14 protein-coding genes, 1 tRNA gene and 1 riboswitch are annotated in these 18,476 nt (G+C 65.5%); of the genes, 4 read left to right on the forward strand and 11 right to left on the reverse strand.

What is annotated here, in order from left to right; all coding sequences use genetic code 11:
* Positions 1-26: 26 nt before the first annotated feature.
* Genes addA through aroC form a run of 6 tightly spaced genes read right to left on the reverse strand, consistent with a single transcriptional unit; the run spans position 27 to position 9,768 of the window.
* Complete coding sequence (gene addA, locus HOY34_RS03540; RefSeq protein WP_172359937.1) at positions 27-3,476, reverse strand: double-strand break repair helicase AddA; 3,450 nt, start codon at positions 3,474-3,476, stop codon at positions 27-29.
* Positions 3,473-6,469, reverse strand: a complete 2,997-nt coding sequence (gene addB / locus HOY34_RS03545) for a double-strand break repair protein AddB (RefSeq protein WP_172359938.1) — start codon at positions 6,467-6,469, stop codon at positions 3,473-3,475. The genes addA and addB overlap by 4 nt, the downstream gene beginning before the upstream one ends.
* Entirely contained in the window at positions 6,466-7,185 is a 720-nt protein-coding gene (locus HOY34_RS03550; RefSeq protein ID WP_172359939.1) for a nucleotidyltransferase family protein, read from the reverse strand. The genes addB and HOY34_RS03550 overlap by 4 nt, the downstream gene beginning before the upstream one ends.
* Positions 7,164-8,168, reverse strand: coding sequence for an aminoglycoside phosphotransferase family protein (locus HOY34_RS03555; RefSeq protein ID WP_172359940.1), 1,005 nt, complete (start codon positions 8,166-8,168; stop codon positions 7,164-7,166). The genes HOY34_RS03550 and HOY34_RS03555 overlap by 22 nt, the downstream gene beginning before the upstream one ends.
* The gene (gene tsaE, locus HOY34_RS03560; RefSeq protein ID WP_172359941.1) at positions 8,165-8,629 is read right to left on the reverse strand and encodes a tRNA (adenosine(37)-N6)-threonylcarbamoyltransferase complex ATPase subunit type 1 TsaE; all 465 of its coding nucleotides are present in this window, start codon (positions 8,627-8,629) and stop codon (positions 8,165-8,167) included. The genes HOY34_RS03555 and tsaE overlap by 4 nt, the downstream gene beginning before the upstream one ends.
* Positions 8,630-8,667: 38 nt before the next feature.
* Positions 8,668-9,768, reverse strand: a complete 1,101-nt coding sequence (gene aroC, locus HOY34_RS03565) for a chorismate synthase (RefSeq protein WP_172359942.1) — start codon at positions 9,766-9,768, stop codon at positions 8,668-8,670.
* A gap of 324 nt (positions 9,769-10,092) precedes the next feature.
* Here aroC and HOY34_RS03570 point away from each other — a divergent pair, with 324 nt between their 5' ends.
* The 4 genes from HOY34_RS03570 to HOY34_RS03585 all read left to right on the forward strand — a co-directional run bounded on the left by HOY34_RS03570 (position 10,093) and on the right by HOY34_RS03585 (position 14,620).
* The gene (locus HOY34_RS03570) at positions 10,093-11,127 is read left to right on the forward strand and encodes a TerC family protein (RefSeq protein ID WP_172359943.1); all 1,035 of its coding nucleotides are present in this window, start codon (positions 10,093-10,095) and stop codon (positions 11,125-11,127) included.
* A 164-nt stretch (positions 11,128-11,291) separates the two neighbouring features.
* Positions 11,292-11,393: riboswitch (TPP riboswitch) on the forward strand.
* A 38-nt stretch (positions 11,394-11,431) separates the two neighbouring features.
* Complete coding sequence (gene thiB, locus HOY34_RS03575; RefSeq protein WP_172359944.1) at positions 11,432-12,421, forward strand: thiamine ABC transporter substrate binding subunit; 990 nt, start codon at positions 11,432-11,434, stop codon at positions 12,419-12,421.
* Positions 12,397-13,941 (forward strand): thiamine/thiamine pyrophosphate ABC transporter permease ThiP, encoded by a 1,545-nt coding sequence (locus tag HOY34_RS03580; RefSeq protein ID WP_172359945.1) that lies wholly within the window; start codon positions 12,397-12,399, stop codon positions 13,939-13,941. Before thiB ends, HOY34_RS03580 begins: the two co-directional genes overlap by 25 nt.
* A complete protein-coding gene (locus HOY34_RS03585; RefSeq protein ID WP_172359946.1) occupies positions 13,925-14,620 on the forward strand; it encodes a thiamine ABC transporter ATP-binding protein in 696 nt (231 codons plus the stop codon). Before HOY34_RS03580 ends, HOY34_RS03585 begins: the two co-directional genes overlap by 17 nt.
* 150 nt (positions 14,621-14,770) lie before the next feature.
* On the opposite strand, the gene HOY34_RS03590 is transcribed toward HOY34_RS03585, so the two are convergent.
* The 5 genes from HOY34_RS03590 to HOY34_RS03610 form a co-directional block, all read right to left on the reverse strand.
* A complete protein-coding gene (locus HOY34_RS03590; protein WP_172359947.1) occupies positions 14,771-15,622 on the reverse strand; it encodes a cytochrome c1 in 852 nt (283 codons plus the stop codon).
* Positions 15,623-15,638: 16 nt separating this feature from the next.
* The gene (gene petB / locus HOY34_RS03595) at positions 15,639-16,952 is read right to left on the reverse strand and encodes a cytochrome b (RefSeq protein ID WP_172359948.1); all 1,314 of its coding nucleotides are present in this window, start codon (positions 16,950-16,952) and stop codon (positions 15,639-15,641) included.
* Positions 16,953-16,962: 10 nt separating this feature from the next.
* Positions 16,963-17,529: a ubiquinol-cytochrome c reductase iron-sulfur subunit gene (gene petA, locus HOY34_RS03600; RefSeq protein WP_172359949.1), complete on the reverse strand. Its 567-nt coding sequence runs from the start codon at positions 17,527-17,529 to the stop codon at positions 16,963-16,965.
* Positions 17,530-17,978: 449 nt separating this feature from the next.
* The gene (gene ykgO / locus HOY34_RS03605; protein WP_023666132.1) at positions 17,979-18,104 is read right to left on the reverse strand and encodes a type B 50S ribosomal protein L36; all 126 of its coding nucleotides are present in this window, start codon (positions 18,102-18,104) and stop codon (positions 17,979-17,981) included.
* 78 nt (positions 18,105-18,182) lie between these two features.
* Positions 18,183-18,257, reverse strand: a tRNA-Val gene (locus HOY34_RS03610).
* Positions 18,258-18,476 lie beyond the last annotated feature (219 nt).

Genomic DNA, 18,476 nt, shown 5'->3' on the forward strand with positions numbered 1-18,476 from the left:
AGGCTGAACGTCAAGAAGCGTGGCCATCATGAGGCCTGCGCCCGCTGCAAAGCCGCCTGAACCCTGGCGGGATCGACCTGCATCAGCTTTGGCGCCCGCGTCCACAGGATCGCGCAATCGACGGCGCGGCCCGGGTAGATCTGCGCCAGAATATGGGCATAGGCCCCCAGCTGGCGCAGATAGGGCTCGGGGATGGTGTCGGCCTCATGGGGCACCAGGGCGTTCGACTTGAAATCAACCACGGTGATGCGCGAGGGCGTGATGACCAGGCGATCGACCGAACCCGCCAGCCAGCCGCCATTCCAGAGGCCCTGAATTTCCGCCTCGGCCAGGCTGTCGCGGCTGCCCTCGCGGGTGAAAAGCCAGGCCAGCGCGGGATCGGTCAGGATCGCGCCCGCCTCTTGCAAAAGCGCCTCGCCCGCGCCCAGCCGCGCTGCCAGCTCCGGCCACTGGTCCTTTGGCGCATCGGCCAGATGCTGCAGCAATAGGTGCAGTTTCGTGCCGCGTTCCAGCGGGTCATCCTCATCGAAATCGACGACCACATGAAGGGCACCGCCTGTCACAACCGCCTCGCCGCCCCCCAGCCCCGAGGGCGACCACAGCCGCCGGGGCGGCACCGCAGCAGGCAATGTGGGCAGCAGCAGAGCATCCGCCCCCACCTGCTGCCCGCCCGCCTGCTGCCCGCCAGATTGCGGCGCATCACCGGGTCGGTCAGCTGGTCTGTCGTCGGGCCAGTCGCCAAAGCCCAGCCGGATGCGGCCATCGGCATCGGCCAGGGTCGAAGGTCCGGCCTCTGCAGGTTCTGCTGCCGTTTGTTTTTCCAAAGCCCCACTCTTCAGGGCCTCATTCTTCAGAACTTCAGCCCCGGCCAGCACGGTGCCATACCAGGAGCCAGGCCCCGCCTCGCCCGCCGCCGCCACGATCAGCCAGTGTTTCGCCCGCGTCAGCGCCACGTATAACAGCCGCAGGTTCTCAGCCTCGCGGGCGGCGGCGCGCTGTGCCTTGACCTCGGCCACCGCACCCGCATCGCCGGATTTGCGCCCCGACCAGGTGACCAGCCCCGGCCCGATCGCCAGGATCTGATCCTTGTCGGACAGCCTGCGGTCGGCGGTGTCGGGCAGGATCACAATCGGCGCCTCAAGCCCCTTTGAACCATGCACCGTCATCACCCGGATCAGCCGCCCCTCGCCCTCGGCCTGGCGTTTGACCTCAACCTCGCCGGCCTCCATCCAGACGAGGAACCCGGTCAGCGAGGGCACCTCGCCGCGCTCATAGGCCAGGGCCTGCTGGCTCAGTTCGTCAATCGCGTCAGCCGCCTCTTCGCCCATCCGGCCCAAAAGCCGCGCCCGGCCCTGATGGCGGGTCAGAATGCGGTCCAGCAGATCATAGGGCCGCATATATTCGGCCAGCTTGCGCAGATCATCCAGCACCGCCAGCGTTTCGGGCTCGTCGCGGTGGCGCAACTCTTCCCACAGATAGCCCTTGCGGCCATGGGCCAGCGCGTAAAGCCGCGCCTCAGACCAGCCAAAGAGCGGCGAGCGCAGGGCGGTGGCCAGCGCCAGGTCATCCTCTGGCGTGTTCAGGAACGACAAAAGCGCCAGCAGATCGCGGACTGCCAGCTCTCCGGTCAGGGTCAGGCGGTCGGGGCCGGCAATCGGCAGGCCCGCCGCCTTGCAGGCGCGGATCACCGCGTTGAAGATAGGGCCGCGCCTTTGCACCAGCACCAGAAAATCCCCGGCATGAACCGGGCGAAAGCCGCCCTTCGCGCGGTGATCGGGGATCTGGCGGCCCTCACGGATCATCAGGCCGATCTCATCGGCGATCTGGCGGGCCAGCACCTCGGTCGCATCGGCCTCGCCGATCTGATCGACCGGATCGAACCATTCGCCCGGCTCTGGCTCTTCGGGTTTGGGCACCACGGGCCAGATCTCAACCCGCCCGGGCAGCGCCTGATGGAAGGGGCGGTGGCGGAACGCGCCGCCAAGCGCGGCCTCCATCTCGCCGGGGAAACTCTGGTCCACCAGATCCAGCACCGCCTGCGATGAGCGGAACGAGTATTCCAGCGCCTGCTCGGTCAGGGGCACGCCCGATGCCGCGAAGCCAGCCGCAAAGCGCGATTTCACCGCGTCAAACCCGGCCACATCCGCGCCCTGGAAGGAATAGATCGACTGCTTCTTGTCACCAACCACGAAGAGCGAGCGCTCGGTATCCCGCGCCCCCTCGCCCGCCATGAACTCCTCGGTCAGGGCGGCGATGATCTTCCATTGCGCGGGGCTGGTGTCCTGGGCCTCATCGACCAGCACATGGTCGATAGAGCCATCAAGGCGGTAAAGCACCCAGGGCGCAACCGCCGGATCGGTCAGCAACTGGGTGGCGCGGGTGATGAAATCATCGAAATCCAGCCAGCCATGCGCGGCCTTCGCGCCCTCATAGCGGCGCAGGAATTCGGCGGCAAAGCGGTGCAGGGCCATGGATTTGCTGAAAGATGCCAGCCCAAGGCGCAGGGGCCGCCCGGCCTCAACCCGGCTCATCAAAGAGTTCAGGCCGTCGATATGCGCGCCAAGCGCCAGGCGGGTATCTTTGGTGGGGAAGGTGTCGATCTTCGCCCCGAAGGGCAGCTTCGCAGTCGCCCCGAAGAGGAACACCGCCTCAAGCACCGGCAGAGCGTTCCAATCCAGCGCTTTGATGCCCGAAAGCGCTGCCCCCGCCTTCTGGTCGGTCACTTTGGATGAGGCCTGCAGGACCGGCACCACCGCCGCCAGCATCGCCTGATCGCCGGGGCCGAAAACCTCATCCAGCAGCCCCGCCTCATCAAGGCCCGCAGGCAGGCCAAAAGCCTCACGCAAGACCGCCTGATCGGGGACCGCCAGCAGTTCGGCCCGCATGCCGGTGATCCGGGCCAGCAGGCTGTCCACCCGCTCGCCAACTTCGGGCAGGATCGCCTCGAAAAGGGCCCGCGCCTCATCCCCGGCCATATCCTCCAGGATCTGGTTGCGCAGCAATTCGGCCGAGCGGTCATCAAGTTCCGAGAAGGACGGGCTGACGCCCGCCTCAAGCGGGAAGCGGCGCAAAAGCCCGGCGCAGAACGAGTGGATGGTCTGGATGCGGATGCCGCCCGGCGTTTCAATGGCGCGGGCAAACAGCTGGCGGGCGCGGCGCAGGGCGGCCTCGCTGGTCAGCTGCGTATCCGTCGCGGCCTCGCCCAGATCTGCCAGATTGCGGCGCAGATCGGTGTCAGGCGCCATCGCCCATTCGCCCAGACGGCGGAACAGGCGGTTTTGCATCTCGGCGGCGGCAGCCTTGGTATAGGTCAGGCAGAGGATGTTCTGCGGATCGGTGCCGCGCAGCAAAAGCCGCGCCACGCGGTCGGTCAGCACCTTGGTCTTGCCCGATCCGGCATTGGCCACCAGCCAGACATTGACCGAAGGATCCGCCGCGCCGATCTGCGCCTGTGAGGCGGGGTGCAGGGTGCTCATGTCAGATCCTCGGGCCAGGGCTGGGCGGTCAGATCCCATTCGCCAAAACGCGCCAGATCGTCGTAATCGCTGCGATCACGCATGCCCAGCATCGCCTGGCGGGCGGTATAGCCGCGACCGGGTTCCTCCCAGGCGCGGATCAGGCGGCGGAACTCTTCGAGGATCCGCGCCAGATCGCCCGGCCCCAGCGTATCCGAGACGGTTTTCAGATCCGCCGCCAGTCGGATATAGGCGATTTCGACCTCATCATGGGGGCCAACCTCGGGGAAAGCGCCCAGGCTGGCCATCACCGCCGCCAGATGCAGCTGTTTGGCAAAAGCCGCCTGCTGCTTTTCCGTAGGCGGCGCGCCGGTCTTGTAATCAACGATGCGCAGCCGTCCCTCGGGCGTGACATCGATGCGGTCAGGCTTGCCGATCAGGGTGAAATCGGGGTCCTGCAGGACGGCGGCATATTTCTTTTCCAGGGAAACCGTATGCCCGCCCTCGGCCAGCAGGCTTTCGACGAAAGGCTGCGCCAGATCGGCCATCCGCGCCCGCCAGATCGCCCGCATCGCAGGCCAGGCGACATCCTGTTCCAGCACCTGATCGGTGATCCGCATCAGCGCCTCAGCGGCGGCCTGGGGATCTGGGGGCAGCCCTTCGCGCAACAGCGCCTCTGGCACCTTGTGCAAAACCTCACCGCGCAGCCGCGCATCGGCCATCGGGCGCACCGGCATCAGGGGGCGCAGCCGCAACAGATGCCGCGCATAGATCGCATAGGGGTCACGGATCAGCTTTTCGATCTCGGTCAGCGACAGCGATTTCGGCCGCGCCTCAACTGGCGGGCGGGGCGAGGGTCGCCGCGCCGCCACCGAGGCAATCGGCGCCTCGACCGCCACCGCGCCCTGCAGCCAGGCCGCGCCACGCCCGCGCATCGCGGCCAGCGCCTGCCGCCCGCCCGAGCCGGGCAGCCCGTCCATCAGATTGGTCAGCCTGTTCAGCCAGCGCGAGGGCACGGTCTCAGCCTCGGCATTGCGATGCGCATGGCTAAGCGCCACCTCAGGCGCGGCAATCGCCATCTGCCAGTCATGGGCGGAAAGGCCGATGCGGCGCTCGGGCAGCAAGAGGCCCAGATCCATGCGCATTTTGCGGTTCAGCCAGGGGTCGGGGTCGGGCTGGGCGGGCCAGACGCCCTCGGTCAGGCCGGCAAGGATCACCATATCCGCGCCCTGGACGCGGGCCTCCTGGGCGCCAAGGATCACGATCCGCTCATCCGCCGGGATCAGGCTGCGCACCTGGGCGCGGTTGATCACCCCATCGGCCAGCGCCGCATAATCGCCCAGGCCCAGCGACAGCGCGGCAGGGGCCTCTTTCGCCAGATCATCCATGACCCGCAGCGCGGCCTCACCCGCCTCGGCCAGCCAGAGCTTGCCCGTATCTGTGGGCGCGGGATCGGTGGGCGCCGTATCGGTGGGCGCCGTATCGGTTGCGGCGGGATCAGCCGCGCCCGCCGAAAACACCTCGGCGATTGCGCGGTGACGGGCGATCAGGTCAGGCAGGGGGCCGGGCGTCACCGCCTCTGACAAAGCCAGCGCCGCGCCCAGCCACTGTGCCCAGGCGGGCGCAAAGGGGTCGCGGTTTTTCTCAGCCCAGGCTTGCAGGAAATCGAGATCCGGGAAGGCGGGGCCGTTGCGCCGCAGTTCCAGCTCCAGCTCATGGGTCAGCCGCAGATGCGGACCGCGCCTTGCGTTTGAATGGCACAGCGGGTGCTTCAGGATCGTCAGCACCTCATCGGCCATCAGCCGCTTGCCCATGGCCCGCGCCACCAGCCGCAGCATCCGCCCCGAGGGGCTGTGGATCAGCGGCGAGCCCGCAGAATCGTCGGGCACCAGCCGCCAGCGATCCAGCGCCGCCGTCACCCGCCGCGTCAGATCGCGGTCAGGCGTCAGCAGCGCCGCCGTCCTGCCCCGCGCCACCGCATCGCGCAGGCAAAGCGCAATCGCCTGGGCCTCGGCGCGGGGGTTGGGGGCCTCGATCAGGGTCATGCCCGCAGTGGCCGCGACCAGATCGCCAAGGCGCGGCCCCTCGGATATCCACTGATCGGTCACGGGGGCGGGGCGCATTGCCAGGGATATCAGACGGTTGCGGGCCGGATCGGGGCTGTCTGCCGCATCCCATTGCAAAACTTCATCCGGGTGCAGATCCAGCATCCGCATCAGGCGGTGATAGCGGTATTGCGGGTGATCCTCCTGGCTGATGCCGTCATCCAGGCTGGCCCAGACCGGCGCGGGCTGGTCAAAGTCATAGCCCGGCACCAGGATCGCGCCCTGCGGCAGCTGCGCCACCGCCTGCATCAGAAGGGCCGAGGTGCCGCGCGATCCGGTCGAGCCTGCCACGATCACCGGATCCTGTGGCGGCACCGCCTGCCAGGCGGCGATCTGCGTCAGCACCGCCAGCCGCAGCCGCGCCTCACCGTCTGGGGCGACACCCCCGACAAAGAACTGCCCGATCAGCGAGACAAAGCGCCGCGTCCTGGCCCAATGTGCCGCGTGGCCCTCGATATCCAGGGTGTCCAGGCTGGCCGGGTCCACCGTCTCGGCCCGCATCTCATCCATCAGATTGGCGAGGCTGTCGGCCAGATCATAAAGCGCGTGACGGGGGGCAAGATCAGGCTCGGCCTGCAAGAGGCGGTCGATCAGCACCGCCAGCTCCAGCCTGCGGCCCAGCGGCGAGACGGCCTCGACCGCGCCCGTCAGCAAAGGGTCGTTGCCAGGTTCCGAGACCAGCCGCATCCGCGGCAAAAACCCCGCGCCGCGGGCGATAAAGGCCTCACGCAGGCGGCGGCGCATCCGCTGGCTGTTCAGGTAAACCGTCACCCGCGCCATGGCCTCAGGCGGCTGGCCCGCGAAACGGTCGATCAGCCCCTGGGCCAGCCGGGCCGGGAAATCGGCGCCGGGGGGCAGGCCGAAAAGGCGGGGGCCTGGCTCTGGGAATACCGATTGGCAGACTGTCATTTCGCGGCGGCCAGCATCGCCTCGGCCTCGGCAAGGCCCTCAGGGCTGCCGACATCGCACCAGCCGCCCGGCCAGACCAGGCCATAGGCGCGGTCGTTGCGGATCATCTCATCCCAGACGAGGTTCAGGGAAAACGCGCCCGTCGGCTGGCGAAACAGCCAGTCGGTGCGCAGGATCTGCGCGCCCAGATAGACCATGCCATTTGGCATCATATCGCGCCCGGTCTCGCTGTCTTTGGGCATGCGCATGATGCGGCCATCGCGGCCAAGGGTGAAATCCGACCCGCCCTTGCGCCCCGGCAGCCCCGCACGCGGGGCCAGCAGCAAAAGCGCCCCCATCTTCAGCGGATCCCAGTTGCGGGCCAGCGCCTTCAGCGGGTTCCCCCCCGTCCAGACCGCATCGGGGTTCAGCGTCATCACCGCCCCATGGCCAAGCGCCGGCAGCGCCTGGCGCAGCCCGCCCCCGGTCTCCAGCAGCTCTTTTTCATGGCTGATCCTGACCGGGCGGCCCATCAGATGGCTGACGATCTGCTCTGACAGGTAATGCGTGTTCACCACCACGGGGCGGCAGCGGGCGGCCCGGCCAAAGGCCAGCGCCCGGTCCAGCATGGGCACACCGCCGACCCGGATCAGCGGCTTTGGCCTCACCTGGGTCAGATGGCGCATCCTGGTGCCAAGGCCTGCGGCAAATACCATCAGCGGGAAACGGTCGGCCATGCCCTGATCCTTTCGATGATCTCTGTGTCCGGCTCTGGCAGGATCGCCAGCACCTGCCCGCGCAGCGCCGCCAGCGCCGGATGCGAGAGGTTGCGCATCAGCTGCCCCCAGACGCGCGGCAAAAAGGCAAGGTAGCGGTCCTTGCCCGCCACCATCGAAAGCCGCGCGAAAATCCCGATAATCCGCAATGCCCTGAGCGCCCCCAGCGTCGCATAAGCCACGCCGATCCGGGCCGGGTCCTGGCCGCTTTGGGCGGCGAAATACGCCAGAACCTGCGCTTCGGTCGCGGGGGTCACATCGCGGCGGGCATCTTGCAGCAAAGAGACCAGGTCATATTCCGGCTGCCCCATCTGGCCCAGCTGGAAATCCAGCAGCCCCACGCGGGCAACGCCTTCCCGCTCGGGCAGCCAGAGCAGATTTTCGGCGTGATAATCGCGCAGGATCAGCACACGCGGCCCATCGGCATGGGCACGGATCGCATCCTCCAGCGCCTGCAGCATCGGGGCCGCATCGGGCAGCGCCCCCGTCGCCGCATGGGCGTAAAACTCTGCCGCCAGCCCGGCCGAGGCGGCCCAGTCTGCCGCGCCAAGGTCCGGCAGCCCGCCGGGAGCAGGCGCGGCCTGCAGGCGCAAAAGCACATCCGCCGCCGCCTGATAAAGCGCAGGCTCAGCACCGGGATCAGCCTCAAGCAGGCGGGCGAAAATCCCGTCGCCCAGATCCTCGATCAGCATCAGGCCCTGGGCCTCATCCAATGCCAGCGTGCGCGGCGGCGACAGGCCAAGCCCCGCCAGATGCGCCCCGATCCGGTGAAACGCGCCCACATCATCGCCGCAACCGGGCGGCGCATCCATCAAAACCGCCCGCTGATCGCCAAGCGCAACCCGCTCATAGGACCGGGCCGAGGCATCCCCGGCCAGCCAGTGCCGGGACGCCCCCGTCCAGCCCGCCTGCGCCAGAAAATCCGGGATCAGCGCCTCTCTCATCGCACGCCCTCGGACGGCTGCGCGAGGCAGGTGATGAATTCCGCAGGCGCAGTCAGATGCAGCAGCCGCCCCTCGCCCTGATAGGACAGGGTGACACGGATCGCGTCTTCGGGCGTATAGGGGCCAAGGCGGTCGGGCCATTCGATCAGCAAAATATCATGGCCAATCGCCGCGCTTAACCCCAGCTCTTCGATCTCGCTGGCATCGCTGAGGCGGTAGAGATCGGCATGCCAGACCTCTGCAACCTCGGTCTCATAGGTCTGGACCAGGGTGAAGGTCGGCGATGGCACGTCGATTTCCGCCCCCGCCATCGCGCGGATCGCGGCGCGGGCCAGATGCGATTTGCCCGCACCCACCGGGCCAGACAGCAAGACCGTCATGCCCGGGCGCAAACAAAGGCCGAAACGCGCCCCGAAAAGACGCGCCTCTTCCTCATCATGCAGATGATATTCCTGTTCCATATGGCTTTGTCACCCGCGCCGGGGCCGGGTGCAAGCACTCAGCCGATGCGACCGCGCCGCCCGCCGGTCTGGCCGCGATCCAGCAGGATATGGTCCAGGATCACGCAGGCCATCATCGCCTCGCCCACGGGCACGGCGCGAATGCCGACGCAGGGGTCGTGGCGGCCCTTGGTCACCAGATCCAGCTCTTGCCCGAACTGGTTCACGGTGCGGCGCGGCGTCAGGATCGAAGAGGTCGGCTTGACCGCGAAACGGCACACCACCGGCTGCCCGGTCGAGATGCCGCCCAAAATCCCGCCCGCATGATTCGAGCTGAACTGAACCCCATCCGGCCCCATCCGCATTTCGTCGGCGTTCTCAACCCCGGTCAGCGCGGCCGAGGCCATGCCTTCGCCGATCTCAACCCCTTTAACCGCGTTGATCGACATCATCGCCGCCGCCAGATCGGCATCAAGCTTACCGTAAAGGGGCGCCCCGATCCCGGCGGGCACGCCCTCGGCCAGCACCTCGATCACCGCGCCGATGGAATTATGCGTCTTGCGCAGCTCATCCAGGTAATCCGCCCATTCCCGCGCCGCGACGACATCGGGGCAAAAGAACGGGTTCTCGCGGATCTGGGCCATGTCAAAGCGCAGACGGTCGGCCTTTTTCTCGCCCATCTGCAGCATATAGCCGGTGATCTTCACCTCGGGCGCCAGCACATCCAGCACCGCCCGCGCAACGCCCCCCGCCGCCACCCGCGCCGCCGTCTCACGCGCCGAGGAACGCCCGCCGCCGCGATAATCGCGCACGCCATATTTCATGTGGTAGGTGATGTCGGCATGGCCGGGGCGGAAAGCCTGGGCGATCTCGCCGTAATCCTTGCTGCGCTGATCGGTGTTCTCAATCATCAGCTGAATGGGGGTGCCGGTGGTCACGCCCTCAAACACGCCCGAAAGGATCTTCACCTCATCGGCCTCACGCCGCTGGGTGGTGAACTTAGAGGTGCCGGGCTTGCGCTGATCCAGCCAGGGCTGGATATCGGCCTCGGACAGGCGGATGCCGGGCGGGCAGCCATCCACGGTGCAGCCAAGCGCCGGACCATGGCTTTCGCCCCAGGTGGTGACGCGGAAGAGATGGCCGAAAGTGTTCAGGCTCATGAAAGGCTCCGGGCTTGGGGCACAGCGTGATATCTGCGCAATCATCGGGGCTGGCATAGCCCCCCGCCTTGCCCCGCATCAACACTTATCAACAAAAAAGTGATCAGCGGGGTTGAAACAGCGCCCAAAGCCCCCATTTGCCACGGGCGGGCCGGGCCCCTCTGGCGGCAGGACAAACTTTCCGGGACTTTGACCACGGAAAACCTGACGTGATGTCGGACCGCATCGGGAAAACGCGCCCGATGGATTGCCCGGCATTTCCCGCATGTCTGACACATGCAGATCGGTCACTCCCTCCGGCGCCAGTCATAAGGGCAAAGGCGGATGGAGATCCTGCTTACACTGTTTCTGGGCAAGCCGCTCTGGCTCTGGCTCACATTTATATCAATCGTTCTGGTGCTCCTGGTGCTGGATCTCGGCCTGTTCAACAAGGGCGACCAGGAGATCGGCGTCGCCAAAAGCCTGAAACTCTCGGCTTTCTACGTCACACTTGGGCTGCTGTTCTCGCTCTTCGTCTGGTGGCAGATCAGCGCCGAGGCGGCAGGCCTCTATCTCACCGCCTTCGTGGTCGAGAAATCGCTGGCGATGGACAATGTTTTCGTCATCGCGATGATCTTCGGCTTCTTCGCCATCCCCCGCAAATACCAGCACCGCGCCCTGTTCTGGGGCGTCCTGGGCGTGATCGTGCTGCGCGGTCTGATGATCGGCTTTGGCGCTGCGCTCGTGAACAACTACCACTGGGTGCTTTATATCTTCGCCGCCTTCCTGATCTTCACCGGCATCAAAATGCTCTTCGCCAAAGAAGATGACGCGCCAGACATCGCCAACAACCCGGTGCTGAAATTCCTCAAACGCCGCCTGCGCGTCACCGAAGAACTGCACGGCCATGATTTCACCGTGCGCAAACCAGACCCCAAAACCGGCAAGCTGAAACTCTATGCCACGCCGCTTTTGCTGGCGCTGATCATGGTAGAAATCGCCGATGTGGTCTTTGCGGTCGATTCCGTGCCTGCGGTCTTTGCGATCACCTCTGACCCCTATATCGTCTTCACCTCGAACATCTTCGCCATTCTCGGCCTGCGCGCGCTTTACTTCGCGCTTGCCGCGATCCTGCACCGTTTCGCCTATCTGAAATACGCGCTGGCGATCCTGCTGATCTTCATCGGCTCGAAAGTGTTCATCGCCGACCTTCTCAACCTTGAGAAATTCCCGGCCTCGGTCTCGCTGGGCGTCACCTTCCTGATCCTTGCAAGCGGCGTCATCGTCTCCCTGTGGAAAACCCGCGGCCAGCCCGCCCATGAAACCCTGCCGGGCGAGCCGGGCGACGAACACCCCGCCCGCCACCAACCAAACCACTGACCAAACCACGGAACCAATTCGAAAGGGGGCGCCACCGCCCCCTTTCATCTGTCCTGAAATATCCCGGGGGAGAGGCGCTTTGCGCCTCGGGGGCAGAGCCCCAAACCACCACGGCACCTCACCACATCCCCCCACTTGCGCCCCAAAACCAATCCCCTATGCTCACCCCCACCTCGGGGTGCCCTGATCAGGGCTGAGATGCGCTACGCGGACCCGTCGAACCTGAACCGGCTCATACCGGCGGAGGGAAGGTGCATCGGAGAAATCCGGGCCCCGGGCCTTCCGTCGCAACTGGAGGACCCAAATGAGACCCTTCCTTGCGGCGTGTTTCCTGACCCTGCCCAGCCTTGCTCTGCCGGGCCTGGCGGTTGCAGAAACACCTGTCCTGACCGTCATGACCTATGACAGCTTCACCTCGGAATGGGGCCCCGGCCCCGCCATCGAGAAAGCCTTCGAGGAACATTGCGGCTGCGATCTGCGCTTTATCACCGGCGGCGACGGGGCCGCACTTCTGGCGCGGCTGCAGCTGGAAGGGGCCTCAAGCGAGGCCGATATCGTGCTGGGCCTCGACACCAATCTGACCGCCCAGGCCCAGGCCAGCGGGCTGTTCGCCCCCCATGGCGCCGACCCGGCCACGGCGCTGCCGATCCCCTATCAGGATCCGCTGTTTTTGCCCTATGACTGGGGCTGGTTCGCCTTCGTCTATGACAAGACCCGCACCGCGATGCCGCCCGAAGATTTCCGCGCGCTTGGCGACAGCGATCTGAAGATCGTAATCCAGGATCCGCGCTCATCCACCCCGGGCCTTGGGCTGCTGATGTGGGTTAAGGCCGCCTATGGCGATCAGGCCCCTGACATCTGGGCAGGCCTTTCAGACAATATCCTGACCGTGACGCCGGGCTGGTCCGAAGCCTACGGTCTTTTCCTGGAAGGTGAGGCCGATATGGTCCTCTCTTACTCGACCTCACCCGCCTATCACCGCCTGGCCGAGCAGGACGACAGCAAGGACTGGGTCGAATTTGCCGAGGGCCATTACCTGCAGATCGAGGTCGCGGGCCTGCTCGCGTCCTCAAAACAACCCGAACTGGCGCGTGAATTCCTGACCTTCACCCAATCCCCCGCCTTCCAGTCGGTCATCCCGGAAACAAACTGGATGTATCCGGCCGCCAGCCAGACCCTGCCCGAAGGCTTTGAAACCCATCGCCCGGCAAAATCGCTGCTTCTTGGCGCCGATGAGGCGCTGGAGGCGCGGGCGACCGCGCTGACCGAATGGCAAGCCGCCCTCGGTCGCTAGGCGCAGGCGCGATCAGCGCCGGGTTGCTGGCGCTGATCCTTGGGCCGATTGCGGCGGTCGCCTTCCATGCCGGGGGGCTGTCGCTGGGTGCCGCCGATCTGGCGGCGCTGCGCTTCACGCTTTTGCAGGCCAGCCTCTCGGCGCTGATCTCGGCCGCGCTGGCGGTTCCGGTGGCGAAGGCGCTGGCAAGGCGACGCTTTCCCGGGCGCGGGCTTTTGATCACGCTGATGGGGGCGCCTTTCCTGCTGCCGGTGATCGTCGCGGTCATGGGGCTGATCACCGTTTTTGGTCAGGCGGGCTGGATCAACAGCCTCGGCCAAAGCCTGGGCCTGCCCCGGATCAGCATCTACGGCTTGCACGGCGTGCTGATCGCCCATGTGTTTCTGAACCTGCCACTGGCGGTGCGGATGATCCTGCAGGGCTGGCTTTCGATCCCGGCCGAGCGGTTTCGTCTGGGCCAAAGCCTTGGCTTCACCCCACGCGACATCGCCCGCCATATCGAGCGCCCGATGCTTGCGCAGCTGCTGCCCGGCGTGCTGGCCAGCATTTTTGCGATCTGCCTGACCTCTTTTGCGGTGGCGCTGACCCTGGGCGGCGGCCCTGCCGCGACCACGCTGGAACTGGCGATCTATCAGGCGATCCGCTTTGAATTTGACCTGGCCCATGCGGCGGGGCTGGCGCTTTTGCAAACGGGGCTTGGGGCGGTGGCGGCGCTGCTGGCCTGGCAGCTGGCGGGCATGCGGGCGGGGCCGGGGGCGGGGCTTGACCGCCCTTCTGCGCTGATGCCCCCAACCGGGTGGCGACGCATCGCCGATGGCTTCTGGCTGATCTTTGCGGCGGCGTTTCTCTTGCTGCCGCTGACCGCCATGGCGCTGAAAGGCCTGCCAGGGCTGACGGCGCTGCCGGCCTCGGTCTGGCCTGCGGCGCTGCGCTCGGTAACGGTCGCGCTGATCTCGGCGTTTCTGACCGTGACGCTGGGGATGATCCTTGTGGGGGCGGTTGCGCGGGGCGGGGCGCGCTGGATCGAGTTTTCAGCGGTTTTGCCGCTGGCGGCCTCGGGGATGGTGCTGGGGATCGGGCTTTTCCTGCTGGTGCGGCCCTGGATCGGCCCGGCGCAGCTGGCCCTGCCTGTTACGCTGCTGGTCAATGTGCTGATGGCGCTGCCTTTTGTTTACCGGCTGCTGATTACCCCCGCCCGCAATCTTGAGGCCGATTATGGCCGGCTGGCGGCATCGCTGGGGCTGGTGGGATTTGCCAGGATCCGGCTTTTGACATGGCCGCGCATGGCGGCGCCGATCGGTTTTTCGGCGGGGCTGAGTGCGGCGCTCTCGATGGGGGATCTGGGGGTGATCGCGCTTTTTGCCGCCCCCGATCAGGTGACGCTGCCCCTGCTGGTGCAGCATCTGCTGGGCGCTTACCGGATCCAGGCGGCGGCGGGTGCGGCGCTGGTTCTGGTTGCGCTGAGTTTCGCGCTGTTTTGGCTGCTTGATGCAGGGGGACGTTATGTTCAGGCTCGATAATCTGGTGCTGGCGCAAAAGGATTTCCGCCTGACCGCCGACTGGAGCATCCGCCCCGGCGCGAAAGTGGCGGTGATCGGGCCTTCGGGGGCGGGGAAAAGCTCGCTGCTGGCGGCGATTGCCGGGTTTTACCAGCCCGTCTCGGGGCGGGTCTGGCTGGATCAGCGGGATCTGACGGCGCTACCGCCCGGCGAACGCCCGCTTTCGGTGCTGTTCCAGGACCAGAACCTCTTTCCGCATCTGACGCTGGCGCAGAATCTGGGCCTGGGGATCCGGCCCGATCTGCGGCTGAGCGCCGAAGATCATCGCCGCATCGACGCGGCGCTGGAGCGGGTGCAGTTGCAGGGCCTGGGCAAGCGCAAACCTGCTGAGATCTCGGGCGGTCAGGCCAGCCGGGCGGCGCTGGCCCGGGTTTTGCTGCGCGCACGCCCCCTTTTGTTGCTGGATGAGCCCTTTGCCGCCCTTGGGCCCGCGCTGAAATCCGGGATGCTGGATCTTTTGGCCGAGGTGGCGGCCGAAAGCCATGCGACGGTGCTGATGGTAACACATGATCCGGGCGACGCCCTGCAATTCGCGGATGAGACGGTGCTGGTTGCGGATGGGGTCGCGCATCCCCCGGCGGCAACGGCGGCGCTGTTTTCCAGCCCGCCTGAGGCGCTGGCCGCCTATCTGGGGCGCTGACTGGCGCGCTGACTGGGGCGCTGACTGGGGCGCTGAGCTTTTCGGCAAGTCGCTGGACCCAAAGGAAAAGCCCCGCCAGAGGGGCGGGGCTTTGATCCGGTTCTTTTCTGCACCGCGCCTGATCGGGCGATGCGGTCTGGCCTGACAGGGTCAGAGATTGACCGTCTTGCCCTTGACCTTTGCCCAGAGCTTTTTGTTGGTCAGATAGAGCAGTGAGGACAGAAGGATCAGGAACACCACGGCCACAAAGCCTGCCTGTTTGCGATCCATCATCTTCGGCTCTGCCGACCACATCAGGAAGGCCGAGACATCCATGGCGATCGCATCGACCGTCGCCGGGCTGCCATCCTCGAAGCTGACCACATCATCAGAGAGCGGCGGGGCCATTGCGATCCAGCTGCCCGGAACGGTCGAGGCGCCGTGATCGTCTTTGCAGGTGTCGGGGATCGCCCCGGCGCCAAAGGCGGTGTTGTAATAGTAACCGTCAATGCCCTCGGGGGCACATTCGGGGTTCTCATGATAGCCGGTCAGGATGGCATGGATATATTCCGGGCCACCGATGCCGCGCACCAGCTGATTGATCCCGGTGCCTTCCGGCCCGTGGAAACCTGCGCGGGCCTTCGCCATCAGCGAAAGATCCGGGCCGGTGCCATCGCCCGCGCGGGCGGGGAAGTTGTCGGTCCATTCGCGCGGACGGGCCTCGACGCCAAGCGCCTCAACCTCATCAAGGCCAGCCGCATAGGCGCGAACCTGGTCGGCGGGCAGATGCGGGCCGCCCTCATCCGCGAGGGTGCGGATGGGGACGAATTTCAGGCCGTGACAGGCCGAGCAGACCTCGGTGTAGACCTGCAGGCCGCGTTGCAGCTGCAGCTGGTCATATTTGCCGAAAGGGCCCTCGAACGAGAAGGTCACGTCTTCGATATGCGTCTCGGCCCCGGCTGCCAGGCTGGCACCAGACAGTGCCAGCGAGGTAGCGGCAGAGAGAATGATCTTGCGGAACATTTTGCGTCAGATCCTTTTACTCGGCCGCGTGGGGGTAATGGGCCTTGAAGTCTTCCTCGATGGTGGCCGGCTGCGGCAGCGGCTTTTCGATGATGCCAAGCAGCGGCAGGATCACGAGGAAATAGGCGAACCAATAGGTCGCGCCGATCAGGGCGATGGTGGAATAGGGGGCCTCGGCGGGCATCGCGCCGGCCCACATCAGGACGACGAAGTCGATTGCCAGCAGCGCGAACCACCATTTGAACATCGGGCGGTATTTGCCCGAGCGCACCGAAGAGGTGTCCAGCCAGGGAACAATCGCCATGACAGCGATTGCGCCGAACATCGCCAGCACGCCGAAGAACTTGGCGTCAACGATGCCGAAGGACAGGAACTCGACCAGCTGCACCACCCAGACGGTGTTATCGAAGGCGCGCAGGATCGCGTAGAAGGGCAGGAAGTACCATTCCGGCACGATATGCGCGGGGGTCGAAAGGGCGTTTGCCTCGATATAGTTGTCGGGGTGGCCCAGATAGTTCGGCATAAAGCCCACGATGGCAAAGAACACCACCAGGATCACCGCCAGCGCGAAGAGGTCCTTGATGACGTAATAGGGCCAGAAGGGCACCGTGTCTTTCGCGGCGTTTTCCTTGCTGTCGCGGCGGACCTCAACACCCGAGGGGTTGTTGTTGCCGGTGTGGTGGAAGGCCCAGATGTGAAGGATCACGAGGCCTGCAATCACGAAGGGCAGCAGGTAATGCAGCGAGAAGAAGCGGTTCAGCGTCGGATTGTCGACCGCCGGGCCGCCCAGGAGCAGCGTCTGGATCGGCTCGCCGATGCCCGGGATCGCGCCGAAGAGGCCGGTGATCACGGTTGCGCCCCAGAAGGACATCTGACCCCAGGGCAGAACATAGCCCATGAAGGCGGTGCCCATCATCAGCAGATAGATCAGCATGCCGATGATCCAGGTGATCTCACGCGGGGCTTTGTAGCTGCCGTAGTAGAGACCGCGGAAGATATGCAGATAGACGGCGAAGAAGAACAAAGACGCGCCGTTTGCGTGCAGATAGCGGATCATATGGCCGCCATTCACGTTGCGCATGATGTGTTCAACGCTGGCGAAGGCCAGGCTGGCATGCGGCGTGTAATGCATCGCCAGGATGATGCCGGTGACGATCTGAAGCGCCAGGCAGAATGCCAGGACAATGCCCCAGATCCACATCCAGTTCAGGTTCTTCGGTGTCGGGATCATCAAAGTGTCATAGACCAGCGCCACGACGGGCAGCCGCTTGTGCAGCCACTTTTCGGGGGCGGTCTTCGGTTCGTAATGGTCGTGCGGAATACCGGCCATGTTGCGTTCCTCAGCCCAGCAGGATCGTGGTTTCGTCGGTGAATTGTGCGATCGGCACCTCAAGGTTCCGGGGCGCCGGACCTTTGCGGATACGGCCTGCCGTATCATAGTGCGACCCGTGGCAGGGGCAGAACCAACCGCCAAAGTCACCGGCACCATTGCCCAGCGGCACGCAGCCCAGGTGGGTGCAAACGCCCATCATCACCAGCCACTCGCCGGCTTCATCCAGCGTGCGGTTCTGGTCGGATGCGTCAGCGCCGGGCTTGTTGTGATTCTCGGCGTTTTTGTCGATCAGGACACTGTCATCGCCGGGAACGGCGCGGGCGGCCTCGATCTCGGCGGCGGTGCGGCGGCGGATAAAGACCGGCTTGCCGCGCCATTTCACCGTCAGCTGCGAGCCAACTGCCACATTCGTCACATCGACATAAATGGATGCAAGCGCACGGGTATCGGCCGAGGGGTTCATCTGATTGACGAGCGGCAGAACCGCCGCCCCGGTGGCGACAACGCCCGCTCCTGCGGTGGCATAATACAGGAAATCGCGGCGGCTGCCTGCGTGATCATCTGCTTGGGACACGAGTTCCTCTCCCTGGCATGGCCGCGTCTGCGACCAGAATTTTGTGCGGGGGCAGACGGAATTCCCCCTGCCCTGACGGGCGCGGTTGTAAACAAGCCGTGATAGATCGTCCAGCCAACATTCCGACGCAGTGGTCTATAAAATCAAGGGGAAAGGCATCTGATGCGGCTTTGCCGCAGGCCAGCCCCCCGGTTTTCACCCCAGAGCCCCCATTCTGTGCCCCGTTCCATGCCCGGGAAAGACAGCCGGACGCAGCTGGATAACTGTTGCGAAAGGCCAGACAAACGGGCTGAGCCCCTCCCCGCCCCCCCTCAGAGCACGGCCCGCGTAAAGCACGAACCGGCACCAGAGCCAGGGCCGGGCGATTCGCCTCATGCGGCCACCGGAGAAAATGGAAAAGCCGCAGAGGTTTCCCGCTGCGGCCCAAATCCGTCTGCTGAAAGTAGCTATCAGCCCTGGCGGGCTTTGTAGCGCTTTTGCGTCTTGTTGATCACATAGACGCGGCCTTTGCGGCGCACGACCTGGCAATCGCGGTGACGCGTCTTCAGCGAGCGGAGCGAATTGGCAACCTTCATGGCTGACTCCTGTCCTTCGCGGCGCATCACGCGCCTGATTAAACCCGTGCCCAGGGTTTAACCCCAAAAGCGATGAAATGGTGGGCGGTACTGGGATCGAACCAGTGGCCACTACGATGTCAACGTAGTGCTCTACCGCTGAGCTAACCGCCCACTCTTGCCTCTGCGTCTGTCCCGTCTCCCTTGCGAAGCAAAAGAAACACGGCTGACCGCGTCGGCGTGCTGGGGTCTATACTCAACCATCCCACCGCCCGCAAGGGGTTTCGGAACGAAGAATTATGCAGTTATATCGCAATACACCGCCAGGACGGGAAAATTATCGGGGGAATATGCCCCAAACCCTGACCAGCCAGCCTTTCGCCCCCATCATGC

Source organism: Pseudogemmobacter hezensis (assembly GCF_013155295.1).
GTDB lineage: Bacteria > Pseudomonadota > Alphaproteobacteria > Rhodobacterales > Rhodobacteraceae > Pseudogemmobacter > Pseudogemmobacter hezensis.